General features: G+C 74.5%; 21 protein-coding genes and 1 pseudogene. 11 read left to right on the forward strand and 11 right to left on the reverse strand.

The annotated features are described in order from the left end of the window. Positions 1–50: 50 nt before the first annotated feature. Entirely contained in the window at positions 51–1,511 is a 1,461-nt protein-coding gene (locus F3L20_RS22240) for a dihydrolipoyl dehydrogenase family protein (protein ID WP_150155868.1), read from the forward strand. Between the two features lie 81 nt (positions 1,512–1,592). Here the strand turns inward: F3L20_RS22240 and F3L20_RS22245 are convergent. Together F3L20_RS22245 and F3L20_RS22250 are read right to left on the reverse strand one after the other, a co-directional pair. Then, a pseudogene (locus F3L20_RS22245) lies at positions 1,593–2,620 on the reverse strand (alcohol dehydrogenase). Positions 2,621–2,965: 345 nt separating this feature from the next. Further along, on the reverse strand, positions 2,966–3,571 hold the full coding sequence (locus F3L20_RS22250; RefSeq protein WP_150155869.1) for a GOLPH3/VPS74 family protein: 606 nt from the start codon (positions 3,569–3,571) through the stop codon (positions 2,966–2,968). Positions 3,572–3,847: 276 nt separating this feature from the next. Here F3L20_RS22250 and F3L20_RS22255 point away from each other — a divergent pair, with 276 nt between their 5' ends. The 3 genes from F3L20_RS22255 to poxB all read left to right on the forward strand — a co-directional run bounded on the left by F3L20_RS22255 (position 3,848) and on the right by poxB (position 6,980). After that, positions 3,848–4,255, forward strand: a complete 408-nt coding sequence (locus F3L20_RS22255; protein ID WP_150155870.1) for a tautomerase family protein — start codon at positions 3,848–3,850, stop codon at positions 4,253–4,255. An 87-nt stretch (positions 4,256–4,342) separates the two neighbouring features. Further along, positions 4,343–5,131: an acetoacetate decarboxylase family protein gene (locus F3L20_RS22260; RefSeq protein WP_150155871.1), complete on the forward strand. Its 789-nt coding sequence runs from the start codon at positions 4,343–4,345 to the stop codon at positions 5,129–5,131. A 100-nt stretch (positions 5,132–5,231) separates the two neighbouring features. After that, on the forward strand, positions 5,232–6,980 hold the full coding sequence (gene poxB / locus F3L20_RS22265) for a ubiquinone-dependent pyruvate dehydrogenase (protein WP_150155872.1): 1,749 nt from the start codon (positions 5,232–5,234) through the stop codon (positions 6,978–6,980). A 19-nt stretch (positions 6,981–6,999) separates the two neighbouring features. Here poxB and F3L20_RS22270 read toward each other — a convergent pair whose 3' ends face one another. Then, positions 7,000–7,245 (reverse strand): DUF5133 domain-containing protein, encoded by a 246-nt coding sequence (locus F3L20_RS22270; protein ID WP_150155873.1) that lies wholly within the window; start codon positions 7,243–7,245, stop codon positions 7,000–7,002. A 640-nt stretch (positions 7,246–7,885) separates the two neighbouring features. Between F3L20_RS22270 and F3L20_RS22275 the strand changes: the two genes are divergently transcribed. After that, on the forward strand, positions 7,886–9,274 hold the full coding sequence (locus F3L20_RS22275) for an MFS transporter (protein ID WP_167534582.1): 1,389 nt from the start codon (positions 7,886–7,888) through the stop codon (positions 9,272–9,274). A 48-nt stretch (positions 9,275–9,322) separates the two neighbouring features. Here F3L20_RS22275 and F3L20_RS22280 read toward each other — a convergent pair whose 3' ends face one another. The 4 genes from F3L20_RS22280 to lnt form a co-directional block, all read right to left on the reverse strand. Then, a complete protein-coding gene (locus tag F3L20_RS22280) occupies positions 9,323–11,356 on the reverse strand; it encodes a helix-turn-helix domain-containing protein (RefSeq protein WP_206338813.1) in 2,034 nt (677 codons plus the stop codon). Positions 11,357–11,444: 88 nt separating this feature from the next. Continuing rightward, complete coding sequence (locus F3L20_RS22285; RefSeq protein WP_150155874.1) at positions 11,445–12,245, reverse strand: 3-hydroxybutyrate dehydrogenase; 801 nt, start codon at positions 12,243–12,245, stop codon at positions 11,445–11,447. 54 nt (positions 12,246–12,299) lie between these two features. Beyond that, positions 12,300–12,800 carry an NUDIX hydrolase gene (locus F3L20_RS22290; protein WP_150155875.1) on the reverse strand — a complete coding sequence of 167 codons (501 nt, stop codon included), beginning with the start codon at positions 12,798–12,800 and terminating at the stop codon, positions 12,300–12,302. Between the two features lie 58 nt (positions 12,801–12,858). Further along, the gene (gene lnt, locus F3L20_RS22295) at positions 12,859–14,469 is read right to left on the reverse strand and encodes an apolipoprotein N-acyltransferase (protein WP_150155876.1); all 1,611 of its coding nucleotides are present in this window, start codon (positions 14,467–14,469) and stop codon (positions 12,859–12,861) included. Positions 14,470–14,730: 261 nt separating this feature from the next. Between lnt and F3L20_RS22300 the strand changes: the two genes are divergently transcribed. Beyond that, complete coding sequence (locus tag F3L20_RS22300; protein WP_206338937.1) at positions 14,731–15,774, forward strand: O-antigen ligase family protein; 1,044 nt, start codon at positions 14,731–14,733, stop codon at positions 15,772–15,774. Between the two features lie 177 nt (positions 15,775–15,951). Here F3L20_RS22300 and F3L20_RS22305 read toward each other — a convergent pair whose 3' ends face one another. Both F3L20_RS22305 and F3L20_RS22310 read right to left on the reverse strand, forming a co-directional pair. Further along, a complete protein-coding gene (locus F3L20_RS22305) occupies positions 15,952–16,497 on the reverse strand; it encodes a hypothetical protein (protein ID WP_145825917.1) in 546 nt (181 codons plus the stop codon). A gap of 49 nt (positions 16,498–16,546) precedes the next feature. After that, complete coding sequence (locus F3L20_RS22310; protein WP_150155877.1) at positions 16,547–17,341, reverse strand: glutamate racemase; 795 nt, start codon at positions 17,339–17,341, stop codon at positions 16,547–16,549. Between the two features lie 39 nt (positions 17,342–17,380). On the opposite strand from F3L20_RS22310, the gene F3L20_RS22315 reads away from it, so the two are divergent. Beyond that, on the forward strand, positions 17,381–18,574 hold the full coding sequence (locus F3L20_RS22315; protein WP_150155878.1) for a glycosyltransferase: 1,194 nt from the start codon (positions 17,381–17,383) through the stop codon (positions 18,572–18,574). Between the two features lie 7 nt (positions 18,575–18,581). Here F3L20_RS22315 and F3L20_RS22320 read toward each other — a convergent pair whose 3' ends face one another. Beyond that, on the reverse strand, positions 18,582–19,850 hold the full coding sequence (locus F3L20_RS22320; protein ID WP_150155879.1) for a TerD family protein: 1,269 nt from the start codon (positions 19,848–19,850) through the stop codon (positions 18,582–18,584). A gap of 299 nt (positions 19,851–20,149) precedes the next feature. On the opposite strand from F3L20_RS22320, the gene F3L20_RS22325 reads away from it, so the two are divergent. The 4 genes from F3L20_RS22325 (at position 20,150) to F3L20_RS22340 (ending at position 24,715) form a co-directional block, all read left to right on the forward strand. After that, entirely contained in the window at positions 20,150–20,590 is a 441-nt protein-coding gene (locus F3L20_RS22325; RefSeq protein ID WP_145825921.1) for a DUF6643 family protein, read from the forward strand. A 39-nt stretch (positions 20,591–20,629) separates the two neighbouring features. Then, complete coding sequence (locus tag F3L20_RS22330) at positions 20,630–21,457, forward strand: MOSC domain-containing protein (protein WP_150155880.1); 828 nt, start codon at positions 20,630–20,632, stop codon at positions 21,455–21,457. A 104-nt stretch (positions 21,458–21,561) separates the two neighbouring features. Beyond that, complete coding sequence (locus tag F3L20_RS22335; protein WP_150155881.1) at positions 21,562–22,164, forward strand: Rv1733c family protein; 603 nt, start codon at positions 21,562–21,564, stop codon at positions 22,162–22,164. 124 nt (positions 22,165–22,288) lie between these two features. After that, entirely contained in the window at positions 22,289–24,715 is a 2,427-nt protein-coding gene (locus tag F3L20_RS22340; RefSeq protein ID WP_150155882.1) for a right-handed parallel beta-helix repeat-containing protein, read from the forward strand. 10 nt (positions 24,716–24,725) lie between these two features. Here F3L20_RS22340 and F3L20_RS22345 read toward each other — a convergent pair whose 3' ends face one another. After that, positions 24,726–26,945 carry a hypothetical protein gene (locus F3L20_RS22345; RefSeq protein ID WP_240810961.1) on the reverse strand — a complete coding sequence of 740 codons (2,220 nt, stop codon included), beginning with the start codon at positions 26,943–26,945 and terminating at the stop codon, positions 24,726–24,728. Between the last annotated feature and the right edge of the window lie 24 nt (positions 26,946–26,969).

Consider the following 26,969-nt stretch of genomic DNA (forward strand, 5'->3'; position numbering starts at 1 on the left):
ACTGGGGAGGACATGGCCAAGCCGACCAGCCGACGACCACGGGAGCGGGCATGAACGGCACTTCCCCGGCCTACGACGTGGTGGTTCTCGGTGCGGGACCGACGGGGGAGAACCTCGCCGAGCGCACCCGCGCCGCCGGACTCACCACGGTCATCGTGGAGAACGAACTGCTCGGCGGTGAATGCTCGTTCTGGGCGTGCGAGCCGAGCAAGGCGCTGCTGCGGCCCGTGCTGGCGCGCGCCGACGCCCGGCGCGTCCCCGGACTCCGGCGGGCGGTCGAGGGCCCCCTGGACGTCGCGGCCGTCTTCGAGCACCGCGACGAGATGGCCGCGCACTGGCAGGACGAGGACCAGGTCGCATGGCTCGACTCCGTCTCCGTGGACCTGGTGCGCGGGCACGGCCGGCTGGACGGCCCCCGCCAGGTCGTCGTGGACACCCCCGACGGGGAGACCGTACGGCTGACCGCGCGGCACGCCGTCGGTGTGTGCACGGGCACGGTCACCGCCTTCCCCGACCTGCCGGGGCTCGAGGACGTCCGCCCGTGGACCAACCGGCAGGCGACGGCCGCCCGGCAGGTGCCGGAGCGCCTCGCGGTGGTGGGCGGCGGCGTGGTGGCCGTGGAGATGGCCACGGCGTTCCAGGCGCTGGGGTCCCGGGTGACCATGCTGGTGCGCGGGCGCGGCGGACTGCTCGGCCGGATGGAGCCGTTCGCCGGGGAGATGGTCGCGGACGCGCTGCGCGAGACCGGGGTGGACCTGCGGTTCGGCACGTCGGTGGCCTCCGTCGCCCGCGACGACGGAGGGGACGGTCCGGTACGGATCACCCTGGACGACGGGAACTCCCTGGTCGCGGACGAGATCCTGTTCGCGACCGGCCGCGCGCCGCACACCGGGGACATCGGTCTCGACACCGTCGGCCTGACCCCGGGCGACTGGCTGTCCGTGGACGACTCCTACCGCGTCACGGACGTCCCCGAGGGGTGGCTCTACGCCGTCGGCGACGTCAACCACCGTGTGCTGATGACCCATCAGGGCAAGTACCAGGCGCGCATCGCGGGTGCCGTGATCGGGGCGCGGGCCAAGGGCGAGCCGCTCGACGACGGCAGGTGGGGACGGCACGCCCCGACGGCCGACAGCGCCGCCGTCCCCCAAGTGGTGTTCACGGAACCCGAGGTGGCGTCCGTGGGCCTGACCGCGCGGGACGCGGAACGCGCGGGCCTGAAGGTCGACGTCGTGGACTACGACATCGGCAGTGTCGCCGGCGCGGTCCAGTACGCGACGGGGTACCGGGGCAAGGCACGGGTGCTCGTGGACAGCGCGCGCCGCACGATCGTCGGCGTGACCTTCGTCGGCCCCGGCGTGCAGGAACTCCTCTACTCGGCGACCGTCGCCGTCACCAGTGAGGTGCCGGTGGACCGGCTGTGGCACGCGGTCCCCGCGTTCCCGACGATCAGCGAGGTGTGGCTGCGCGTCCTGGAGACGTACCGGGACAGCGACGGCACGGCGGCCTGAGGTAGTAGGCCCGACGCCCGTGAACGGCCCCGTGCGCGCGACTCGCGCACGGGGCCGTTCACGAGGGTCGGGCAGGCGGGGTCAGGGGGTGAGGACCATCCTGAACCGGGCGCTGCCGTCCATCATCTTGCCGTAGGCGGTGTTCGCCTCGCTCAGCGGCAGGGTTTCCGTCAGGGGGCGGATGCCGTGCCGGGCGGCGAAGGTCATGGTGTCCTGCACGTCCTGCGCGGTCCCGGACGGGTGACCGCGCACCAGCCGGCCCTGAAGGATCAGCTGGAAGGGGCTGATCGGCATCGGGTCGGCGGTCGCGCCGACGACGACGAGCTCACCGCGCGGGGTGAGGCCGTCCACCGTCGAGGCGATGGCCTCCGCGTTGCCCGCGGTGGCCAGGACCACCTTGGCGCCGCCCAGCGACCGCAAGGCCTCCGCGACCGGCCCCGCCGTGCTGTCGACGTAGTGATGGGCGCCCAGCTGCTTGGCGAAGTCCGCCTTGTCGGCGCCCCGCGCGACGGCCACCGTCTCGAAGCCCATGGCCGCCGCGAACTGCACCGCCAGGTGCCCCAGGCCGCCGATGCCCTGCACGGCCACCAGGTCGTCGGGCCGGGCGGAGCTGCGCCGCAGCCCGTTGTACGTCGTGACGCCCGCGCAGGCCATGGGTCCCGCCTCGGGGGCCGTCAGCGCCTCGGGGATACGGGCCAGGGCGTCGACGGGAGCGACGATCGCCTCCGCGAACCGACGTCGCCTCAGTCGTAGGCGTAGCCGGGGATCTTGAGGTTGTCGCAGACGATGAAGTCGCCCCGGCGGCAGGGGACGCAGTGCCAGCAGCTGCCGCCGAACCAGCCGACGGTGACCCGCTCCCCCACCTGCCAGCCCATGTCCTCGGCGCCGTCACCGAGTTCGTCGATGCGTCCGGCGACCTCGTGCCCGGGGACGAGCGGGAACGGCGTACCGGGCATGCCGGCGGAGACGAAGAGGGCGTCGCTGTGGCAGACCCCGCAAGCCTCCACGGCGATGCGCACGTGACGGAAGCCCGGACGGGGCAGCTCGCGTTCGACGATCTCGAAGGATCCGTTCGCGGTGGGTACCTGCGCGACTCGGTAAGTGTTCATGGCGTGACTCCGGGGCCGGCAGCGGCAGCCCCCGAGGCCGGTTCGACGCCGCTCGGGCGGCTCGGACGCCGTGGACGGCGGGTGCGGACTGCGCACTGCAACTGGGGTGGGACAGAGAGGAGTTCGGTCGCGCGCCGGATCGCCGTGACCGAGGTCCGACGGACGGCGGCCGGCTTGGGGGCGGGCGGGCGCCGCCCGGCGTCACCTCCTCCCGCGTCGCACGCAAGAGCGTGTCCATCCCACCACCGCTGTGCGGGCGCGGCAACACGGGACGGCCGGGACCGGGTCACGGAAGGCGTGGTCCACGTCCCGCACGCACCCCGGCGGCCGGGCCGGGCGCGTGCGTCAGTTACCGCGCCAGATGTTGTCGAAGGCGGCGGCCTCGATCGTCCTGCGCTGCCGTTCGCCGGCCAGTTCCGTGACCGCCTGGAGCACGGCGGCCAGCACGGCGGCGTGGTCGTCGGTGAGCCCGTCGGACTGCTCCTCGCTCCCCCGTTCCGTCAGCCCCGCGGCGGCCGCGAGGGCGCCGAGGACGGGGTCGCCCGACGCCCACCGTTCCCTGGCCCGCGCGGCCGCCGACGGGTCGGCCGCTGCGTCCCGGTGCCGGCGCAGCGGGTTGCGGCCGCGTCGCTCGGGCGGCACCAGCCCCTCCTCCTCGAGCACGGCACGGTAGCGGGCGGCGAGGTCGCGGCCACGGCGCCAGAGCCAGTCCTCCACGCTCTCGCCGGGCCCGCCGTCCCGCAGCCGCTCCGCCGCCTCGGACAGCAGGGCGTCACTCGTCCCCGGCGGCCCGCCGGGGACGAGGCGGGTGCCGTCCAGGGTGAGCGCGCCCGCCGCGAGAAGGTCGATCAGCTCCGCCCCGGCGAGTGCGAGGGACAGGTCGCCCCGCTCCACGACGGCCCCGCCCGGCGGGTCGGCGGAGACGAGGGCCAGGTCACGCGCTGTGGTCATGAGCAACTCCGGTCGGGACGGAAGCGCCGATACCCCCAACGGTCGCACACCCCCTCCACCCCGGTGCGTGCCGCCCTACCCCGCTTTCGAGCTGCGACTCTCCGCCCAATGGGTGATGCTGGTCATCTGGTGGCGAGTTCACTCGGTGCCTCGGCCGCCGGCCGCCCGCGTCGTCACCGCGCCGGAGAGTACGCGGTGCCGCGGGCGCACAGGACGGCGGGCCGCCACGCCGCGTGCCGTTCCCCTCACACCCGTGCCCCCGACCCAGGACGCTTCATGCCCGTCTACACCTGCACCTACGTCCAGGGATCCCTGACACCCGACGTCAAGGACGAACTCGCCGCCGGCATCACCACCATCCACTCCGACATGAACCACGTACCGCCGGACTACGTCAACGTCGTCCTCGCGGAGATGCCACCGGAGAACGTCCACGTCGGCGGCCGTCCCGGGACTCCCCTGCTGATCAACGGCTGGGCGCGGCGCGGTCATCCGCAGGACGGGACGACACGGCTGGCCCTCGCGCTCGCGGAGGCCGCGTCGCGTACGTCCGGCATCCCGCGGGAGCACGTCATGGTGGTGATCCTCGACAGCCCGGCGCGCTCCGCGGTCGAGGCGGGCCGCGTCCTTCCCGATCCGGGCCATGAGGCGGAATGGCTCGCCGAGGGCCGCGCCGGCGCCTGAGGCAGCCGTCCGCCCGCTTCCGCTTCCCCAACTCGTCCGCCCTCGACCCCCTTTGAACCGAGCCGTACGAACCTGGAGGAGACGCTCATGCTGAAGGGTTACGCCGTCCCGCTGTCCCCCAAGGGCGAGGCCAACATCGCCCCGACACCGCCGTGGCACTACGCCGGCGACATCGTCGGCGTCGAGTTCTTCACGGAGCCCGCCGCGGCCGAGGCGACGCTGCCGGAGGGACTGGACCCGGATCCGGACACCTCCGGCCGGGTCGTCGCCTTCTTCGTGGACTGGCAGTTCAACGGCGAGCAGGACGAGTACCTCGACCCCGTCCGCAGCCAGTACCGGGAGTTCTTCGTGCTGGTCGACGCCCGTCACCAGGGCCGGCCGGTGTCGTGGTGCCCGTACATCTACGTCGACAACCATCACGCGCTGGCCCGTGGTTGGATCCAGGGCTTCCCGAAGAAGGCCGGCAACGTGCATCAGACGCGGGTGTTCGCCTCGCCGGGCAAGGCCTCGCCGACGCTGTCGCCAGGCGCCCGCTTCGGGGCGTCCCTCTCCTGCGACGAGCGGACCCTCGCCACGGCGCGGGTGACGCTCCAGGCCCCGATGGAGGACCCGTCGGCCCTGCTCAGCCGGGACACGATCAACCTGCGGCACTTCCCCACGCTGGAGGTCGGCAAGTACGACAAGCCCGCGGTGCACGAACTGGTCCGCATGGACTACGCCGACCAGCAGGTGGCCGAGGTGTGGACCGGTACCAGTGAGATCGAGCTGCTCCAGGCACCGGGCGAGGAACTGGCGGACCTGGCTCCCGTCCGCGCGGGCATGGGCTTCCGCGCCTCCATGTCCTACAACGTCACGCAGGTCGAGCCGCTCGGGTAACGCCGGCTCCCGGTGCCGTCGGTCCCGCCCGCGCCGACGCCCGCCGCAGGGATCGACGGGACCTCTCTCCCCCACGCAGTCCGAAGACAGGGGCCACACCATGAGTACGACCGTCGCAGACCGCATGGTCGAGGCACTGGCCGCCTCCGGCGTCCGCCGCGTCCACGGCCTTCCCGGCGATTCCCTGAACGGCTTCACCGACGCGCTGCGCCGCAACGGGACCGTCGGGTGGACGCACGTCCGGCACGAGGAGACGGCCGCCTTCGCCGCCGCCGGGGAGGCCTCCCTGACCGGACACCTCGCCGTCGCGGCGGGCAGTTGCGGCCCGGGCAATCTCCACCTGATCAACGGCCTGTACGAGGCCCAGCGCAGCCGGGTGCCCGTCCTGGCGATCGCCGCCCACATCCCGAGCGAGGAGATCGGCAGCGAGTACTTCCAGGAGACCCACCCGCAGGACGTGTTCCGCGAGTGCAGCGTGTACTGCGAGCTCGCCAGTACCCCGGAGCAGGTGCCGCGGCTGCTGCACATCGCCATGCGGATGGCCGTCGAACGGGGCGGGGTGTCCGTCCTCGTGGTCCCCGGGGACATGCTGCTGGCCGCTCTCGGCGACGCCGGGGCGTTCGCGCGCCCGGTCCTGAGGACCGCGTCGCACGTGACGCCGGACGGCGACGCCCTCGCCGAGGCCGCCGGCGTCCTCAACGACGCGGACCGGGTGACGATCCTGGGCGGCGCCGGCTGCCTGGGCGCCCACGCCGAGGTCATGGCCCTGGCGGACGCGCTGCGGTCCCCGGTCGTGCACTCGCTGCGGGGCAAGGAGCACCTCGAGTACGACAACCCCTACGACGTGGGCCTGACCGGCCTCATCGGCTACAGCTCGGGCTACCGCGCCATGGAGCACTGCGACGCCCTGCTCATGCTGGGGACCGACTTCCCCTACCGGCCGTTCTACCCGCCTCCGGACGTGCCCGTCGTCCAGGTCGACATCCGCGGCGAGCACATCGGACGGCGCACCGGGGTCACGGTGCCGCTCGTGGGCACGGTGAAGGACACGGCCGCCGCGCTGCTGCCCCTGCTCCGGCCGAAGACCGACGGCGCGTTCGCGGAGAAGCTCACCAAGCACTACCGGCGCGTGCGCTCCCACCTGGACCGGCTCGGTGAGGCGAGGCCGACCGACGCGCCGATGCACCCGCAGCACGTCGCCGCCGCGGTGGACCGGCTGGCGGCGGACGACACGGTCTTCACGGCGGACGTCGGCACACCTACCGTGTGGGCCGCGCGCTACCTCACGATGAACGGCCGCCGGCGGCTGATCGGCTCCTTCAACCACGGCAGCATGGCCAACGCGCTGCCCCAGGCCATCGGCGCCCAGTCGGCCGCGGGCCGGCGGCGCCAGGTCGTGGCGTTCTGCGGGGACGGCGGGCTGAGCATGCTGCTGGGCGACCTGATCACGCTGCGCCATCTGCGTCTGCCGGTCAAGGTCGTCGTCTTCAACAACGGCACGCTGTCGTTCGTCGAGCTGGAGATGAAGGCCGGCGGCATCGTCAACTACGGCACCGACCTCGACGACCTCGACTTCGCGGCCGTCGCCCGCTCCGCCGGCATCTTCGGCGTGCGGGTCGACCGGGCCGGGCAGCTGGACGACGCGCTGCGCGAGGCCCTCGTCCTCGACGGCCCCGCCGTCGTCGACGCCCGCACGGCGAGCCAGGAGCTGTCGCTGCCTCCGAACCTCACCTACGACCAGGTGAAGGGCTTCTCCCTGTTCGCCACGCGCACGGTGCTCTCGGGCCAGGGCGACGAACTGCTGGAGCTGGCGAAGACCAACCTGCACGAACTGCCGCTGCTGCGCTGACCGGCCGACCCCTGCGGCGTCACGCGGCCAGCGTCTCGTCCTCCCGGCGGAGGCCGGTGCCGCCTGCCCGGTACTGCTCCAGCAGTGCGTCGGCCGCGCGCAGGGCCTCGTCGGCGGTACGGGAGCCGGTCATCACGCACAGCGTGTAGGTGGCGTCCTCGAGCAGCCGGCTGGTGCGGCCGGTGGGCAGCACGTCGTGCTCGATACGCGCCTGGGCGAACCGGGCCAGCACAGCACGCAGCTCCTTCTCCGCCGGCAGGATCATCTCGGTACCTCTCCCCTCGTCCGAAGCCGTCCCACGGTGGGGCGCCAGGCTTGCGAATGCCCCGCCGGAAGAGGTCCACACCTGACGAGTTGTCAGCGGCCGGTGACAGCATCGGCGCGTAACGGAGAACGCGGCGTTCGACTGGCGGATCTGCCTGCTCCGGTGGAGCGGGGAATGGGCCGACTCCCCGGACGACGGTGACCGGCGGGGCGCGGACGACGAGGCCGCGCGGCGGGCACGGTGGCTGGGGTTCCCACCCGAGAGGAAGCTCCGGTACGACGGAGGTATCCGCCGGCCCAGGCGCCGCTCCATACCCGGGCGTTCCGCCCAGGTGGGCCGCGGGCACGACATGGACCGCTACGCGGCGGACGCCGTCGCCGTGGTGGCGCACCTCGGCCTGCGCGACGTCGTCCACGTCGGCCACTGCGTCGGTGGAGGAGAGGTCGCCCGGTACGTCGCCAGGCACGGTGCCGGCCGGGACGCTGCGCGCGCGGGCGAGCGGGCCATGCGTCGGCATGGTGGTCGCGCGCATAGCCGACCCTCGAACTATGTTGTCCCGCCACATGTGCGCCTGACCTGCGGGTTCCTACGGTGTGGCGACACGCAAACGTCCCCGCGGAATCCCCAGGAAGTGGTGCCGATGTCGTCGCCCTCTACCGCTCCACCAGCACCGAACAATCTCAAGCGCATCGTCGCCGCCTCCCTCATCGGCACCACCATCGAGTGGTACGACTTCTTCCTCTACGGCTCGGCCGCCGCGCTGGTCTTCAACAAGCTGTTCTTCCCGGACTCCGATCCGCTGGTCGGCACGCTGCTGTCGTTCCTGACGTACGCCGTCGGGTTCGCCGCGCGGCCGATCGGCGCGCTGGTCTTCGGGCACTACGGAGACCGGCTCGGACGCAAGAAGCTGCTCGTGCTGAGCCTGCTGATGATGGGCGGGGCGACCTTCGCGATCGGGCTGCTGCCCACCCACGCCACCATCGGCAGCGCCGCGCCCGTCCTGCTCACCGTGCTGCGGCTGGTGCAGGGGTTCGCGCTCGGCGGTGAGTGGGGCGGCGCCGTGCTGCTGGTGTCCGAGCACGGCGACGCGCGCCGGCGCGGGTTCTGGGCCTCCTGGCCGCAGACCGGCGCGCCGGCCGGGCAGTTGCTGGCGACGGGTGTGCTGTCGCTGCTGACCGCCGTGCTGTCGGACGCGGCCTTCGGGGCCTGGGGCTGGCGCATCCCGTTCCTGCTCTCCGGGGTCCTGGTGATCGTCGGTTTGTGGATTCGTCTCTCTGTCGACGAGTCGCCGGTGTTCAAGGAGGCACTCCAGCGCGCCGAGGCCCGCAAGGCCGACGCCCCCGCCGAGCGCATGCCCCTGGTGGCGGTGCTGCGCCACCACTGGCGTGACGTGCTGGTGGCGATGGGCGCGCGGATGGCGGAGAACATCAGCTACTACGTGATCACCGCGTTCATCCTGGTGTACGCCACCACCTCGGCCGGGGTGTCCAAGCAGACCGCGCTCAACGCGGTGCTCATCGCCTCCGCGCTGCACTTCGCCGTGATCCCGGCCTGGGGTGCGCTGTCGGACCGGGTGGGCCGGCGTCCGGTGTATCTCATCGGCGCGGTCGGCGTGGGGCTGTGGATGTTCCCCTTCTTCTCGCTCATCGACACCGGGGGCTTCGGAGCCCTGCTGCTCGCGGTGACCGTGGGCCTGGTGATGCACGGGGCGATGTACGCGCCGCAGGCCGCCTTCTTCTCCGAGATGTTCGCGACCCGGATGCGCTACTCCGGTGCCTCCATCGGCGCCCAGTTCGCGTCGGTCGCGGCGGGCGCCCCGGCCCCGCTGATCGCCACCGCGCTGCTGTCGGACTACGGCAGCTCCACCCCGATCGCGCTCTACGTCATCGCCGCGAGCCTGCTCACGGTCGTCGCCGTGGCGGTGGCCAAGGAGACCCGGCACCGGGATCTGGCGGACGTGTCCGCCGCGGACGGGCCGGGCGCGCCGCCCGTCAGGACCGAGACCGCCGAGGAGGCGCGCACCCGCTGATCCGCCCCGTCGCCCTGACCCCCGTCCCCGCCCCCGGCGGTGCGGGGGTCAGGGCTGTGCGGGCGGCGGGGTGATGTCGGACAGACGGTGCAGCCGCAGGGCCAGCTGGATCTCCAGGGCGCGCGCCGGGCTCTGCCAGTCGTCCCCGAGGAGGCGGCCGACGCGGTCCAGCCGCTGGGCGACCGTGTTGACGTGGACGTGCAGCTCGTCCTTGGTGCGGGCGGGGCTCATGCCGCAGGCGAAGTAGGCGTCGAGGGTGCGCAGCAGCTCGGTGCCGCGGCGGTCGTCGTAGGCCACGACCCGGCCGATGGTGCGGTCGACGAAGCCGGCGATGTCCCGCTCCCCCGCCAGCAGCAGGCCCAGGAAGCCGAAGTCCTCGGCGGCGGAGCCGTCGCCGCAGCGGCCGAGCAGTCTCAGGGTGTCGAGGCAGCGCCGGGCCTCCGCGTAGGCGGTGGCCACCGTGTCGGGGCGGGCGAGGAGCTGCCCGACCGGGGCGGAGGCGCCGACGGTCACCGGTTCGTGCACGGCCGTGCCGAGCTCGCGGGCGGTGCGGCGGGCCAGGCCGGTGGCGGTGTCGCCGGGGGCGAGCGGCAGCAGCAGGACCGTGCCGCCGTCGCGGGCCGCGGCGAGGCCCTGCCGGGTCGCGGCGAGGTGGGAGGCCGCGGCCCACAGCCGTCTGCGGGCGTCGGCCTCCTGGTCGGCGTCGGCGGTGCCGCCCTCCAGCCGGGCGGCGAGCACGGCGTGGGTGGCGTCCAGGTCGGCGCTCAGCCGGGTGGCCCGCTCGTGCAGCAGGCGGGTGTCGCGGTCACGGGCGTCGAGCAGGTCGTCGAGCAGTTCGCCCCGGACGCGCTGTTCGGCCTCGGCGGCGGAGCGGCGGGCCAGCAGCAGCAGCGAGGTCACCATGGCCGCGCGTTCGAGGGTCCGCTGGTCGACGGGGTCGAGGTCGGGGTGGCCGCGCAGCACGAGGGCGCCGAGCAGTTCGTCCCCGGCGGCGACGGCGGCGGTCCAGTCGTCCCCGTGCCGTACGGCGTGGCCCTCGGCGCGCGAGGACTCCAGGGCCTCGGCGGGCGCCGCCGGGGCCTCGGTGAACTCGACGGTGCCGTCCAGCACCTCGGAGACGGCGGCGGCCACGTCGTGCACTCCGCCGCCGCGCAGGACCAGCTCGGCGAGCCGGTCGTGGACGTCGGAGGCGCGCTCGATGACGGCGCTGCGGTCCTGGATGATCTCGTTGGCGCGCTCCAGGCCGGCGAGGGCGGAGCGGGTCTCGGCGAGCAGGTTGGCGGTGTCGATGGCGGCCGCGGCGAGCGCGGCGAAGGAGCCGAGCAGGGCGATCTGCTCCCGCTCGAACACCCGGGAGCGGCGGTCGGCGGCGAACAGCACCCCGATGACGTGGTCGCCGAGCGTCAGGGGCACCCCGACGATGGCGACGAGCCCTTCGTCGCGCACCCCGCTGTCGATGGAATGGGTGTGCTGGAAGCGGCCGTCGCGGAAGTAGTCGTCGGTGACGTAGGGGCGGGCGGTCTGGGCGACGAGGCCGCCGAGCCCCTCCCCCATGCCGAGACGCAGCTGCTGGAAGCGGGCCGCCACCGAGCCCTCGGTGACGCGCATGTAGGTGTCGCCCCTGGCCGGGTCGTTCAGGCTGAGGTAGGCGACGTCGGTGCCGAGCAGGGAGCGGGCGCGCTGCACGATCGCGCGCAGCACGGCGTCCAGGTCGCGCAGTCCGGCGAGGTCGTGGGCGGTCTCGAACAGCGCGGACAGCTCCGCCTCCCGGCGGCGGCGCCCCTCCATCTCGGAGCGCACGCGCAGCGCGAGCAGCTTGGCCCGGTCCAGGGCGGCGACCCGCTCGGCGGGCAGCCCCTCGGCTCGGGCCAGCAGCACCGGCTGCTCGTACGCCTCGGCGGGGGCGCCGCGGGCCAGCAGCTCGAGGAACGGCGCCTCGGCGGCGTCGGGCGCAGGCCGGGCGGCCTGGGGCACGGGCCGGGCGGCGTCAGGCACGGGCCGGGCGCCGCCCGGCGCGGGCCGGTCCGGCGCTCCGGCGGCGAGGGCGGAGCGCTTGGCGGACTGCGGGTGATCGCGGGGCATGGGTCTCAGGATTCCTCATCCGGCGGCCGCCCCGTCAGGCCTGTGGACAACTCCGTCGGCCGACGGCCGGCCGGGGTCGGCTCGTGCCTCAGTGGGCGGTCCAGCCGCCGTCCAGGACCAGCGAGGTGCCGGTCACGAAGGACGCCCGCGGGCCGCACAGGTAGGCGACGGCGTCGGCCACCTCGTCCGGTTCGATGAGGCGCTTGACCGCGCTGTCCTGGAGCAGCACCTCGGACACGACGCGCTCCTCGGGGATGCCGTGGGCGCGGGCCTGGTCGGCGATCTGCTTCTCGACCAGTGCGGTGCGCACATAGGCGGGGTTCACACAGTTGGAGGTGACACCGTGGGCCGCGCCCTCCAGGGCGGTGGTCTTGGACAGTCCTTCCAGGCCGTGCTTGGCGGCCACGTACGCGGACTTGTAGGCCGAGGCGCGCAGCCCGTGGACGGAGGAGATGTTGACGATCCGGCCCCAGCCTTGCCCGTACATGTGCGGCAGGGCACCCCGGATGAGGCGGAAGGGCGCCTCCAGCATCACGGTGAGCACCGTGTGGAAGACGTCCGGAGGGAAGTCCTCGATGGGGCGGACCAGCTGCAGTCCGGCGTTGTTGACCAGGACGTCGGTCCCGGCCGCGGCGGACTCGGCGGCGTCCAGGTCGGTGAGGTCCAGGACATGCGGTTCGACGCTGCCGCCGAGGTCCACGGCCGACGCGGCGAGCGCCTCCAGCCCGCCGGCGTCCCGGTCGACGGCTCTGACCTTGGCACCGGCCGCCGCGAGCCGCAGGGCGCAGGCACGGCCGATGCCGCCGGCGGCGCCGGTGACGAGCGCGGTACGGCCACCGAGGTCGAGGGAGCTGTCGTGGGGAGCCGGAAGGGCACGGGGCGCGGTCATGGCTCGACCCTAGGCAGCACGCCCCGGTCGACCCATGTGGTCACACCCCACAGTTCAGCGGTTTCCAGTGGGGTCGAGCCATGTGGAGGAGGGGTCGAACCACGTGGGCGCGTCGGAGAGAGCCTGCTTGATGCGGAAGCTGCCGAACTCGTTCAGCTCGGGCAGCGCGTCCACGTCGAACCAGCCGACGTCGAGCGACTCGTCGTCGTTGACCCGCGCCTGACCGCCGACGGCACGGCAGCGGAAGGTGATGTCCATGAACTGACAGATGTCGCCGTTGCCGTACGTCACCGGTTCCACGGCCTGGATCAGCACGACCCGCTCGACCACGCAGCGCACCGCGGTCTCCTCCTCGACCTCGCGCACCGCGCAGGCCGCGGGCTGCTCCCCCGGGTCGGGAATGCCGCCGATCACCGACCACTTGCGGGTGTCCGCCCGGCGGTTGAGCAGCACCCGGCCCTCGTCGTCGAAGACGAGGGCCGTGACGCCGGGCAGCCACAGCAGCTGATGTCCGGCCGAGGCGCGCAGGGTGCGGATGAAGTCAGGAGTAGCCATGTCCCGACCCTAACCGGCGTGCGCGGACCCTCCCGGGCGCGCCGGAGCGCGTCCGGGGCTACTGCCCGCCGGCCCGCCGGACGCGCAGCCGCGTGGCGACTCCCCAGCCCAGGCCACCCGCCGCGACGAGGACCAGGACCGCCTCCGGGAGCGTGCCGAGGCGGGTCGCGGGGGTCTGCGAGGTGCGCAGCGGCACCTCCTGCACCAGGGAGTCGGCGACGAACATGCCGGTCTTCTGCGTGATCGTGCCGTCCGGCATGATGACCGCGCTGACGCCGCTGGTCACCGGCACGGTGACGGCGCGGCTGTGCTCCACGGCCCGGACCCGGGACATGGCGAGCTGCTGGTAGGTCATCTCGCTGCGCCCGAACGTGGCGTTGTTGCTCGGCACGGAGATCAGCTGGGCGCCCGCGGTGACCGTGTCGCGCACCGCCCAGTCGAAGGCGGCCTCGTAGCAGGTGACCAGTCCGACGCCGGCGCCGCTCATCTCGAACACCCCGGGCTCGGAGCCGCGGCTGAAGTCCTGGCGGACCATGGAGGTCCAGGTCTCGTTGATCGCGCCCACCAGGGAGCGCAGCGGCAGGTACTCGCCGAAGGGCTGGATCTGCCGTTTGTCGTAGGTGTCGACCGGGCCCTTCGCCGGGTCCCAGAGGACCTGCTCGTTGAGCAGCCTGCCGTCCCGGGAGACCACCGCGCCGACCGAGACGGGCGCGCCGACGGCCTTGGCGGCGCGGTCGATGACCTCGCGGGCGTCGGCGTTGGCGAAGGGGTCGATGTCGGAGGAGTTCTCCGGCCACAGCACGATGTCGGGGCGCTCGGCGCGGCCGGCGGCGACCTCGGCGGCCAGCCTCTCCGTCTCGCGCGCGTGGTGATCGAGGACGGCCCGGCGCTGGGAGTTGAAGTCGAGCCCGAGGCGGGGCACGTTGCCCTGGATGACGGCGACCGTCACCGTGCCGCTCTCGGCCTCGTCACTCACCAGCGTTCGCGCCGCGAACGCGCCGGCCACCGGCACGGCGACGCTCAGCACGCCGGCGACCGCCGCGGCCCGGTGCAGGGTCCCGGTGCGCCGCGCCCGCAGGGCGAGCCGCACCAGCTCGTACAGACCGAAGCCGCACAGTACGACGGCGAATCCGAGGACCGGAGTGCCGCCGAGCGCGGCGAGCGGCAGGAACACGCCGTCCGCCTGCCCGAACGCGATCTTGCCCCAGGGGAAGCCGCTGAACGGCACGCGCGCGCGTGCCGCCTCGCCGGCGATCCACAGCGCCGCCGCCCACACCGGCCAGCCGGGCAGCCGGGACACGACGGTGATACCGGCGCCGACCAGCGCGACGAACACCGCCTCGATCACCACGAGCGCGATCCACGGGCCGGGACCGACCTCCACGCCGGTCCACACCAGCAGCGGCAGCAGGAAGCCGAGCCCGAAGAGGTAGCCGAGGCCCAGTCCCGCCTTCCAGCTCCGGCCGCGCAGCACCCGACCGAGGACGGCGAAGGCGGGCAGGGCCAGCCACCACAGGGTGCGCGGCGGGAAGCTGACGTAGAGGAGGAGGCCCGCGAGCGCGGCGGCGCCGGCCGGGACGAGGCGCGCGCGCCACTTCCGCCCGGCCGAGGGCGTGGTCGGCGACGGCTTCGGGTCCGACGCGCCGACGGAGGTTGCGGTGACGGTCACTCCGGGAGTCTACGGCGCGTGACCTGGGGCCGGACAGCGCGGTCATACGGGCCCGGGGCGGGCGGAACACCGCACGGCACCGTGCCGCGGACGAGCGCGACAACGTTTCCGCGGAGTCGTCACCACACGTCCCCAAACGGGGCACCAGCCGTTACCGTGTGCCGGTGCCTTGTCCGTGGGGACCGACGCGGGGCCGTCGGACGAGGCCCGTCAGCTCGGGGGCGACGAGGTGGGGCGGGGTGCGGGGTGGGTTCCACAGACATGGCGTCCGGCGGTCCGGACGCGGACGGCGACAGACGGACCGGTCCGGACGCGGCGGGTGTGGTGGTGCTGGGCGCGTGCGCGGCCTGGCCGCTGATCACCGCGGCGGCCCGGGACGGCCGCCCCGAGGGCATGCTGCTCGCGGTGCTGGCCGTGGCGGCGGGGTACGCGGCGGGCCGCATCGGCGGGGCGCTGCTGCCGGTGGCCGCCCCCTGCGCGGGCGCACTGGCCGGGATCGCCCTCGTGGCGTGGGTGCCCCACCTGGCACCGGGTCCGCAGATCACCACTCCTCTCGGGCACGCCGGGGCGACGACGGCCATGGTGGTCCTGGCGGCGGGCGCCGCCTGCTGCGCGGCCTGGGCGGCGTCCGCACCGGCGCCGCGGTTCGCGCTGTGGCTGCTCGCCGCGGGCGTCGCGGTGACCTCGGCGGTGCTGGGCTCGGCCGCGGGGTGCGGGGCGGCCGCGCTGCTCCTGGTGTGTTCCCTGGCCGTCGGCCGCGTACGGCACCGCGGCGCAGTCCTCGCCGTACTGGGCCTGACCGCGGCCGGCGCGGTCGGGCTGACCTGGGCCGTCGCCGGTGACGCGGTGCCGGAGGGGTTCACCGCGTCGCTGGAGGGCCGGCTCACCCCGCACCGGGTGGCGCTGTGGCAGGACGCGCTCGACCTCGCACGGACGCACGCGGGACTGGGCGTGGGTCCGGGTCGCTTCGGGGAGCTGAGCACGACGTCGGTCGGGTCACCGTTGTCCGACGGCAAGCCGCACTCCGCACCGCTGCAGCTGGCGGCGGAGCAGGGCGTCGTCGGAGTGCTGCTCGCGGCGCTGGCGTTCGGCTGGCTGCTGTACGCGCTGTGGCGCAGCCCGCGCTCGACGCCGGTGGTGCTGACGGCGGGTACGGCCCTGACGGCGCTGGCGCTCGTCGCCACGGTGGGCAACGCCCTGAGCTTCACGGCGGTCACGGCCGGCGGCGGCTTCCTGGCGGGCCTCGCCACGTCCCGCCCCTTCACGGACGAACCGGCCCGCCGCACCGGTGAGCCACGGTCCTAGGCCGCCGACGACGCGGTCGGCCGATACACCGTTCCCCGGGGCCCCGGCCGGTCGGCGGGTGGGGCGGTCACCGGGCCGGGTGAGGAGCGAAGGACCACGAGGTCGTCGGGCCGGAGGTCCGCGCCACCCGCGCGCACGGGGCCTCCGCACTTGCCGGAGCGCGATCCCCCCGCATCCTCACAGTTTCGTGCCCGCGCGTCCCAGGCGGAGCCGGTCGCGGATGACGGTGACGGCGGCCTCCGCGTCGTCCACCGTCACCGTGAACGTGTGGCCGTCGGCCAGTCGCAGGACCACGCCCTCACCGCGCCGTACGACGACCGCCGTGCCCTTCTCGGGCCGCCACCGGTACCCCCAGCCGCCCCAGTGCCGGGGAGTGACGTGCGGGGCGAAGTCGGCCCCGGCGACGTGCGACAGCGGGATGCGGCGGCGCGGCACGCCGATGTGGCCGCAGCGCACCTCGAGGTGGTCCTGGTCGACCCGCAGCGCGACGTGCACGAAGGCGAGGGTGCCGAACAGCACCAGGAGTCCGGCCGCGATGCAGCCGACGACGGCCATGGCGAGCGGCGCGACCCCGGACGTCCACGCGGAGTCGACGGCCAGCGCGATGCCGAGCGCCATGCAGGCGGCGCCGATCAGCGCCAGCAGCCACTGGAAGCGGGCGGTGGCGCGACCGGTCCAGACCTCGGAGTAGGGGTTGTGCTCGCCGGGGCGGTGGTCCCTCATGCTTTGAGGTTACTCAGAATCCGCTCCGCGGCTACCGCGTCGCACAGCGTCACTGAGCCGTCCGGGCGGGGACGACCGGCCGGAGCAGTCCGCCCTCGGGGTAGGTGAGGGCGGGGGCGGGCAGGCTGCCCGGACGCCCGCTGAGCAGCACGGTCAGGCAGCCGGTGGCCGGCGCGTCGGGGGCGGGGTGCTCGCCGAGCCGCCGCAGGGCCTGGGCGGCCACCGCGCCGGCGGAGCCGTGCAGCGCGAGCGGCGGGCGCCCGGGGCGCTGCACGGCGGCGCGGATGCGGTCGGCGACCAGTTCGTAGTGGGTGCAGCCGAGGACGACGGTGGTCACGTCGTCGGGGGTGAGCTCGGCGGCCGCGGCGACGGCGGCGTCGACCGCCGTGTCGTCCGCCCGCTCCACGGCCTCGGCCAGTCCCCAGCAGGGCACCTCGGTCACGGTCACCCCGTCGGCGAACCTCTTGATCAGGTCGCGCTGGTAGGGGCTGCCGGTGGTGGCGGGCGTCGCCCAGATGGCGAGCGGTCCGCCGCCGGCCGCGGCCGGCTTGATGGCCGGGACGGTGCCGATGACCGGCAGGTCCGGCTCGTGGCGGGCGCGCAGGGCGGTGAGGGCGTGCACGGTGGCGGTGTTGCAGCCGACGATCAGCGCGTCGGGCCGGTGCACGGCGGCGGCCTCGGCTACGGACAGGGCGCGCCGGGTGAGGTCCGCGGGGGTCCTGGGTCCCCACGGCATGCCGTCGGGGTCGAGGGAGAGCACCAGATCGGCGTCGGGGCGCAGCCGCCGTACCGCTGCGGTGGCCGCCAGCAGTCCGATTCCGGAGTCCATGAGCGCGATCTTCACCCGGCCACGATAGACGATGAGCCGCTGCGGGACCGTGCCGTGGGGCAGACTGCGGACGTGAGCGCCATCGTGTGGAGTGCCGCCGTATCACTCGCCGCCTGGTTGTGGCTGCTGCTTCTCCAGGGGTGGTTCTGGCGCACGGACGTGCGGCTTCCGGCGTCGCGCGACCCCGACGTGTGGCCGGAGGTGTGCGTGGTCGTCCCGGCGCGGGACGAGGCGGCGGTGCTGCCCGCGAGCCTGCCGTCGCTGCTCGCGCAGGACTATCCGGGCCGGGCCGAGATCTTCCTGGTCGACGACGGCAGCACCGACGGCACCGCACGGCTCGCGCGGGAGCTCGCGGAGCGGCTCGGAGGTCTGCCGCTCACCGTCGGTACCCCCGGTGAGCCGCCGGCCGGCTGGACCGGCAAGCTGTGGGCCGTGCGGCACGGGATGGCCCTGGCCCGGGCGCGGGGACCGGAGTATCTGCTGCTGACGGACGCGGACATCGCCCACGCCCCGGACAGTCTGCGCAGGCTGGTGGCGGCCGCCCGGACCGGCGGGTTCGACATCGTGTCGCAGATGGCGCGGCTGCGGGTGGAGAGCCTGTGGGAGCGGCTGGTCGTGCCGGCCTTCGTCTACTTCTTCGCGCAGTTGTATCCGTTCCGCCGGATCGCCGGGCCGGGCAGCCGGACGGCGGCGGCGGCCGGCGGCTGTGTGCTGCTGCGGGCCGAGGCCGCGGAGCGGGCGCGGATCCCGGACGCGGTGCGGCACGCCGTGATCGACGACGTGGCGGTGGCCCGCGCGGTGAAGCGGAGCGGCGGACGCGTCTGGCTGGGGCTGGCGGACGGGGTGGACAGCGTGCGTCCCTATCCGCGGCTGGCCGACCTGTGGCGCATGGTGTCGCGCAGCGCGTACGCCCAGCTGCGGCACAACCCGGCGCTGCTGGCGGGTACGGTCGCCGGTCTGGCGGTGGTGTACCTGGTGCCGCCCGTCGCGGTGGCCGCGGGCGCGGTGGCGGGGAACGCGCCGTGCGCGCTGCTGGGGGCGGCGGCGTGGCTGGTGATGGCGGGGACGTACGTACCGATGCTGCGGTACTACCGGCAGCCGCTGTGGCTCGCGCCGTTGCTGCCGGTGACCGCGTTCCTCTATCTGCTGATGACGGTGGACTCGGCGGTGCAGCACCGCCGCGGGCGGGGCGCCGCCTGGAAGGGCCGCACCTACGCCCGCCCGGAGACCGCCGCGGAGGAGGGCTGACGGCCCGTCATTTGCGGCCGGGCGTCCAGTTCATGCCCCATCCGTAGGCGTGGTCGACGGTGCGCTGCGGGCTGACGCCGCGCTCCGGGACCAGGTAGCGGGCCTCGCGCTGGACGATCAGGTCGCCCCCGGTGTTGGTGATGAGCGCGAGCGCGCACACCGTGGAGGGGACGGTGCACTCGTCGAGGGAGAAGTCGATGGGCGCGCCGTGCTGCGGTCGGAGGGTGACCGTCGCGTGCAGGTCGGCGAAGGAGCGGGCGCCCTCGTAGATGGTGACGAAGACGAGGATGCGCCGGAACAGGTGCTTCTGGTCGAGGTTGACGGTGAGGTTCTCGCCGCTCGCCATGGCACCGGTGCGGTCGTCGCCGTCGAGGTGGACGTACGGCGGCTGGTGCAGCGAGCCGAAGGCGTTGCCGAGGGCTTGGACGACGCCCTTCCTGCCGTCGGTGAGTTCCCACAGGGCGCACAGGTCGAGGTCGAGGTCGGAGTGCATGGCGACCGGGCGGCCCAGCTTGCCGGCCCAGCCGGAGAACTGCTTGCGCACCTCCCAGTTGAGGTTGACGTGCAGGGCGCCCGAGGTGCCGCCCTGCTTGGTCAGCGACACGGACGGCGCCGCCTTGGTGAGCGTCACCTTCGTCAGCCGGACGGGCGCGGGGGGTGCGGCCGGCGGGGGCGAGGGCTGCGGCACGGTGACCGGGGGCGCGACGGGCGGGGCCGCCGGGGGCCGGTGCGCGGTGGCCGGCGGGGCGGCGTGCTGGGGTTCGTCCACGGTGATGCCGTAGTCGGTGGCCAGTCCCTCGAGTCCGCTGCTGTAGCCCTGGCCGACGGCGCGGAACTTCCAGGCGCCCTGGCGCCGGTAGAACTCGCCGAGCACGAAGGCCGTCTCGGTCGTGGCGCCGGAGGGGTCGAAGCGGGCCGCCCGTGTGCCGTTCGCGGCGTCCTTCACCTCGATGTACAGGCCGGGGACCTGTCCGAAGGAGCCGCCGTCGCTGGAGGCGGCCAGGATGACGGTCTCGATGCCGGGCTCCACGCGCGCGAGGTCGACGAGGAGGGTGTCGGTGACCTGTCCCCCGGCCTGCCGCTTGCCCTCGTGCCGTACGGCGCCGGAGGCGTGGGCGGGCTGGTTGTAGAAGACGAAGTCGGCGTCGGAGCGAACCTTGCCGCCGGCCAGCAGCAGTGCCGAGGCGTCCGCGTCCGGGACTCCGGGGCCGGAGCGCCAGCCCACGTCCACCCGCAGTGCCGTGGCCGGCACCGGTGTGTTCGATCCCTTCGGCATTGACATGTCCCGCCCCCATCACAGGTCGCCGCGCGCCGGGCCAGGTCCCGGCATCCGTCGGTGTTCGCCCGCCCAACCTATTCCCCCGGGCCCGGGGCACCCACGCCCGAGAAGGACGGAGCACGCCCGCAACCGCCGGTAACGCCCCAGGATCTCGGCCTTTACACGAAAATCACGAGGCAAGAAGCCCGTTTTCCCCAAGTTCGCTCGGATTGGGGATCGCCAGTCACGCAGGGCGCGGAAAACAACCCTCTTATCGGTCTCCCCAACCAGCACATCGTGGGCTTAACTTATGTGCCATGACCTCCCCCCGCTCCATGTATGGCGGCGGCTACTCCTCCGCTGCCTTCCCGGACACTCCGATCTACGACTCGCTCGTGGCCGAGCGGGGCACCCCGCAGATCGCCCCGATCCGGGTCCCCGCCGCGTACGAGGCGCCGGTCAGTCATCTGCCCGCGCTTCCCTCGGCGTTGCCGGCCCTCCCGGCGGCACCGTCCCAGCCGTCCTACGGCTACCCCCAGGCGCCGCAGCCCGCCCCGCTCCAGCAGGCGCACACGGCGTACATCCCGCAGCAGGCCACCGCGCCGCGCGGGTACCCCGGCCCCCAGCCGCAGCCGCCGCGCCAGCCGCAGCCCGCCGGGTACGAGGCGATGCGCCCCGCGGCCCCGCGTCCGGCGCCCGCGCCGTACCAGGACCCGTACGGCAACCAGCAGCCTCAGCAGCAGTACCGGGGGTACTGAGCGACCGGGGCCGTCGTCGCCTGATGGCACGATGGCCCCATGCGGAACGGTTCTGTGCGCTCGATTCACATTCATCCGGTCAAGGCCTTCCGGAGCCTGCCGCTCCGGGAGGTCCAGGTGGAGCGCTGGGGTCCGGCCGGTGACCGGCGCTGGATGCTGATCGACGACGGGGGAAAGGTCGTCACACAGCGCCGTCACCCACACCTGGCCCTCGCCGCCGCCGAGCCCCTGCCCGGCGGCGGCGTCGTGCTGTCCGCGCCCGGCCGGGAGCCCGTCACCGTCCCCGTCCCGGCGTCCGGCGCGCCGGTCCCGGCGAACCTCTTCGGCGACAAGGTGGAGGTCGTCCCGGCCGAGGACGCGGCGGTGCACGCCTGGTGCAGCGACCACCTGGGCGTCGGCGTGCGCCTGGTGCACCTCGACGACCCGGCCGTACGCCGGCCGGTGGACCCGGCGTACGCGCTGCCGGGCGAGACGGTCTCCCTCGCCGACGGCTACCCGCTGCTGCTCACCACGACCGCTTCCCTGGACCGGCTCAACTCCCTGATCGCGCGGGGCGAGCACGCGGACGAGGGCCCGCTGCCGATGAGCCGCTTCCGGCCGAACGTGGTGATCGAGGGGACCGAGCCCTGGGCGGAGGACCACTGGACGCGCGTCACCATCGGTGACGTCCCCTTCCGGGTCGCCAAGCCCTGCGGCCGGTGCGTGGTCACCACCACCGACCAGGACACCGCCGGGCGCGGACGCGAGCCCCTGCACACCCTGGCCCGGCACCGGTCCGCCGACGGCAGGCTCCTGTTCGGCCAGAACCTGGTGCCGCTGGCCACCGGCACCCTCCGCGTCGGCGACCCGCTGGAGGTCGTGGCCTGACGGGCCGGCAGCCCGGCCCCGGCCGGGGCCGGGAACCGGTGCCGGGCCCGGCGCGTTGGCTCTCGTGAGGGGTCGGTGAGAGGACCGGGCAGGGGGTGCGGACGGTGCGTGCGATCAGCGGACTGTGGCGCTGGCGGCACAACCCGCTGCGCCGCGGCACCGATCTCGCGGAGGCCTGGCTGGCGCTCACCGCGCTGCTGCTCGTCACCCTGGCCGCGCCGCTGATCGGCGTCTTCTCCGGGAGCGCGGCGCACAGTTCGCTGCAGCGGTCCGTCCGTGCCCAGCAGCAGTCCCGGCACCTGGTGACGGCCACCGTGGTGCGCGAGCTGGAGCGGCCGGCGCCGGCCGCCGACCCGGAGCCGGTGGGCGGCGACGCGGGCAGACACGTGCTGGCCCGCTGGACCGCCCCGGACGGCACCGACCGGCGCGAGCCGGTCCAGGCGCGCCTCGCGGATCCCGAGCCGGGAGACCGGTTCCGGATATGGACCGACGGGCACGGGGACCGGGTCGCCCGCCCCCTGGACGCGGGCACGGCGACGGCGCACGCGGTGCTGGCCGGGGCAGGGGTGGCACTCCTGACCGCCGGACTGTTCGAGGGCGCCCGCCGCCTGACGGTCCGCCGCATGCTGCACCGCCGGTACGCCCGCTGGGACCGGGAGTGGGGCAGGGTGGGTCCGGACTGGGGCAGGGCGGGCGCCGACAGCTGACGGCGTTCCGGCTCTGGTCAACTCGCCGCCCCCGCGCACGCTACGGTGGTCCGGCCGAACCGATCGGCAGCGACTCGGGCGGGAACGAGCCACAGGTACGACGAGGTGGGGGCACGGCAACACCATGGCACAGGGCACGGTCCAGGTGACGCACACCGGCACATCGAGGTGGCGGCGCCGCACGGGTGAGTACCCATCGCTCGCCGCCGCCCTGGAGGCCGCGGCCGAGGGTGACGTCCTCACCGTCGCTCCCGGCACCTACCGGGAGAACCTCGTCGTGCAGCGGGCGGTGACCCTGCGCGGGCCCGAGGGGTCGCCCGGCTCGGTGCGCATCGCCCCGGCGGACGGTGTGCCGCTCACGGTGCGCGCCTCCGCGGTGGTGCAGGACCTGCACGTGGAAGGCCAGGACGCCACCGCCCCGGCCGTGCTGGTGGAGGACGGCACCGCGGAGCTCAGGGACATCCGTGTGGTCAGCCGGTCCGCCGCCGGGATCGAGGTGCGCGGCGCCGCCCGGCCCACGGTGCGCCGGTGCACGGTCGACAACCCGGCGGGTGTCGGCATCGCCGTACTGGACGGCGGGGGCGGGGTGTTCGAGGAGTGCGAGGTGGTCGCCGCCGGTCAGGCGGGCGTCGCCGTGCGCGGGGGCGGGCACCCCCGCCTGGAGCGCTGCCGGGTGCACCACGCCTCGGGTTCCGGGCTCACCGCGACCGGGGAGAACTCGGCGCTGGAGGCCGTGGGGTGCGAGGTGTACGAGGTGCGGGGCAGCGGCGTCCAGGTGACCGGCCGCGCCACCGCGCACCTCACCGACTGCGACGTGCACCGCACCACCGGCGACGGCATCACGCTCGACACGGACGCCGTGCTGACGCTGGCCGACTGCCGCATCCACGAGATCCCGGAGAACGCGGTCGACCTGCGGTCCCGCTCGGTGCTCACGCTGACCCGCACCACGGTCCGGCAGTTCGGCCGCAACGGCCTGTCGGTGTGGGACCCGGGCACGCGGGTGGACGCCAACCAGTGCGAGATCTTCGACAGCACCGGCGACTACCCGGCGGTGTGGGTCAGCGACGGCGCCACCGCCGTCCTGGACTCCTGCCGGGTGCACGACGTGCCGGACGCCCTCTTCGTGCTCGACCGCGGCTCGCGCGCGGACGTCGTCGACAGCGACCTCTCGCAGGTGCGCAACACGGCGGTGTCCGTGAGTGACGGCGCCACCGCCCAGCTCGACGACTGCCGCATCCGGGACGCGGCGACGGGCGCCTGGTTCCGTGACCACGGCAGCGGCGGCACCCTCAGCAACTGTTCCGTGGACGGCACCCAGACCGGCGTGATCGTCACCAAGGGCGCCGACCCGACCGTCGAGCGCTGCACGGTCGACTCCCCCGCCGAGGCGGGTGTCTACGTCTCCGCGGGCGGCCGGGGCACCTTCGAGAACTGCAAGGTGACGGGCAGCGGCGGCTACGGGTTCCACGTGATCGACGGCAGCCGCACCACGCTGCGCAAGTGCCGTACGGAGCGCTGCGCGCGCGGGGGGTACGAGTTCGCCGAGGGCGCCGACGGCACGTCCGGTTCGGGCGGCCCGGTCGTCGAGGACTGCACGAGCGACGAGTCCGGCAGCCTGCGGACCGAGCCCCCGGCGCCCGAGCCGGCGGTGCAGACGACCGGCCACGGCACCGGACTGCTGGGCACGGTCCCCGCCCAGGCCGCGACCGGGGCACCGCCCGCCCCGGAGCGCCCGGCGCGCACCTCCAAGGACGTCCTCGGTGAACTCGACGCCCTGGTGGGGCTGGAGAGCGTCAAGCGCGAGGTGCGGGCCCTCACCGACATGATCGAGGTGGGCCGGCGCCGTCAGCAGGCGGGACTCAAGGCGGCCTCCGTCAAGCGGCACCTGGTGTTCACCGGATCCCCCGGCACCGGCAAGACCACCGTGGCGCGGCTGTACGGCGAGATCCTCGCCTCGCTCGGGGTGCTGGAGCAGGGACACCTGGTCGAGGTCTCCCGGGTCGACCTGGTCGGCGAGCACATCGGCTCGACGGCGATCCGCACCCAGGAGGCGTTCGAGAGGGCGCGCGGCGGGGTGCTGTTCATCGACGAGGCCTACGCGCTCTCGCCGCAGGACGCCGGCCGCGACTTCGGCAAGGAGGCCATCGACACGCTGGTGAAACTGATGGAGGACCAGCGGGACGCGGTGGTGGTCATCGTGGCCGGCTACACGGCCGAGATGGAGCGCTTCCTGTCGGTCAACCCGGGGGTGGCGTCCCGTTTCTCGCGGACGATCACGTTCGGCGACTACGGCCCCGAGGAACTGCTGCGGATCGTGGAGCAGCAGGCCGAGGAGCACGAGTACCGGCTGGCGCCCGGTGCCGCCGATGCCCTGCTCGCGTACTTCACCGACATCCCCAAGGGCCCCGCGTTCGGCAACGGGCGTACCGCGCGCCAGACCTTCGAGGCCATGGTGGAGCGGCACGCGAGCCGGGTCGCCCAGCTCGACGAGCCGACCACCGACGATCTGACGCTGCTGTACGCGGAGGACCTGCCCGTGCTCCCCTGAGCGCGGCCGCCTAGGCCGCGGGCCCGGGTTTCCCGGTCTGCCGGGGGGCCGGTACCTCGGGCCGCAGCCGGGCGAGCAGGAGCCGGCGTTCCTCACCGAACGCCGGGTCGGCCCGGTAGTCGGAGTGGCCGAGTATCGGCGCGGGCAGCGGATGGTCCGCGGTACGGCCGTAGGCGAGGGGGTCCCGCAGCGGGGGGCGGTCCACGTCGGGTCCGCCGTCCCCGGGCAGCCTCACCGGGCCGCCGATGGGGTCGGTGCGCCGGTACAGGTTGCGCCAGCAGACGACCTCCTGGTGCAGGGAGCTCAGCGCGTCCGGGCCGAAGTGCGCGGGGAACCAGCGCCCGTACAGCCGCTCCAGCGGGGAGCCGTAGGTGAGCAGGGCGACGCGCCGGCGGGCGGACTGCGGCAGCTGCCAGGCCGCGGCGGCGGCGAGCACACTGCCCTGGGAGTGCCCGGAGAGCACCAGCCGGCCGCCGGTGGCCCGGGTCCAGGTGGCGATGCGCCAGGTCAGGTCGGGCACCGCGCGCTCCGCGTAGCAGGGCGGCGCGAAGGGGTGCGCGGCGCGCGGCCAGAAGGTGCCGACGTCCCACAGGATCCCTATGGTGCGCCGGGCGGAGGCGTCCTTGTAGGCGCGGCGGCCCCAGGTGACGAGCAGGACGAAACCGAGGCCGATCAGCCAGGAGCCGAGGGCCTGCGCGGTCTGCGCCGCACCGTGCACGAGAGGATGCGTCCCCTGCGCCGCGTCGCCCGGGGTCCGCCCGGTGGCCAGCCCGCCGACGAGGGCGCCTGCGCCCAGCAGCAGCGTGGCGGCGGAGGTGACGGCGAGGATGCGTGGTCCCCGGTCGGTGAGGGCGGCCATGGCGCGCACCGACGCGATACGGCGGGTGCGGCCGGGGTCGCCGGTCTCCTGGGGGTACTCCCGTTCCACGGCGGCCTGTTCGGCCCGCGCGAGGTGCCAGGCCCGCCGGGCGAGCCAGCCGCACATGACGAGGAGCAGGACGAGCAGCGGGGGGATGACGGACGCCTGCCAGGTGAGCAGGACCGGCGGTCCGGGCAGGGAGGCCCGGGTGCCGTCGAGCCAGTCGGACACCCGCTGCGAGACCCCGCCGGACATCACCCCGCCGAGCGCGCAGGCGAGCATGGCGACCGCGGGTCCGGCCAGGCCCCGCAGCGCGGCGCGCCGGTCCGGGTCGGTGCGGTGCAGGGCGTGGGCGACGCCGGCGAGGACGATCACCACCAGTCCCTGCGCCAGGGTGAGGGCGCCGAAGGTGACGTTGCCCGGCAGCCTCCCCGACGACTCCCAGCCGGAGCGCTCCCAGCCGGCGTACAGCGCGGTGAGCGCGAGCAGGACGAGGGCGGCGAGCGGCAGCCACCGTACGAGCAGGCGGTCCGCCTCTCCGTCGAGCCGGCGTTCGGTGCGGCCGCGGCGGCAGACCACCCACACCACCGCGCACGCCCCGGCCGCCAGGGCCGCCTCCAGCACGACGCCGAGGACGGCGAGGACGGCCGGGCCTCCGGGCTCCCGGTCGTACCGGGCGGCGGCGGAGCCGACGGCGGCGGCGACCGTCAGCAGCGCGGCGGCGGTGTGCGCGGCGCGCAGCCGGGCGACCAGGCGGCGGCCGTACCAGAAGCCGGGCCGGCTCAGCGCGGTCGGACCGGTGTCCTCCTCGGGCTCGGGGTGCGCGCTCATCGGCTGCTGCGACTCGTACGCGCTCCAGGTGCGCAGGGACAGGAACCACAGCAGGCCGGTGAGGGCGGCGGGCACCAGGGCGGCGAGGGCGAGCCGCCGGCCCGGCGCGCTCCACCAGCCGCCGTCGGGGCCGGGCGTGAGGAAGCCGAGCCAGGAGTGCCGGGCGGCGCACGCGGGCGTGCCCGCGCACTGCCAGGCGGTCAGGTCGAGGGCGACCTCGCAGGCCGCGGCGACGAGCAGCACGGTGAGGCTGAGGCCGGCCAGCCGCACCAGCAGTCCGTACAGCCGGACCACGCGGGGCCGGCCGCGGGCGCCGGGCCGCATCCAGTGGGCGAGGTTGACCACCATGAAGGGCAGGAGCAGCAGCCACAGGGCGCGGGTGCCGTTGCCGGAGGTGAGGTTGCACCAGACGTAGGCCTCGGGGACGGGTCCCGTGCGGCGGGCGGCGGGGTCGCGTTCCGCCTCGGCGTCGTCGGCGCGGCGGAACACGGCGGCGACGTCGTCGCCGGTGACGCGTACCGTGCGCGGGTCGTCGAGCATCTGCTCCGGGGTGGTGCCGCCCAC

The organism is Streptomyces tendae (genome assembly GCF_008632955.1).
Taxonomy (GTDB): domain Bacteria; phylum Actinomycetota; class Actinomycetes; order Streptomycetales; family Streptomycetaceae; genus Streptomyces.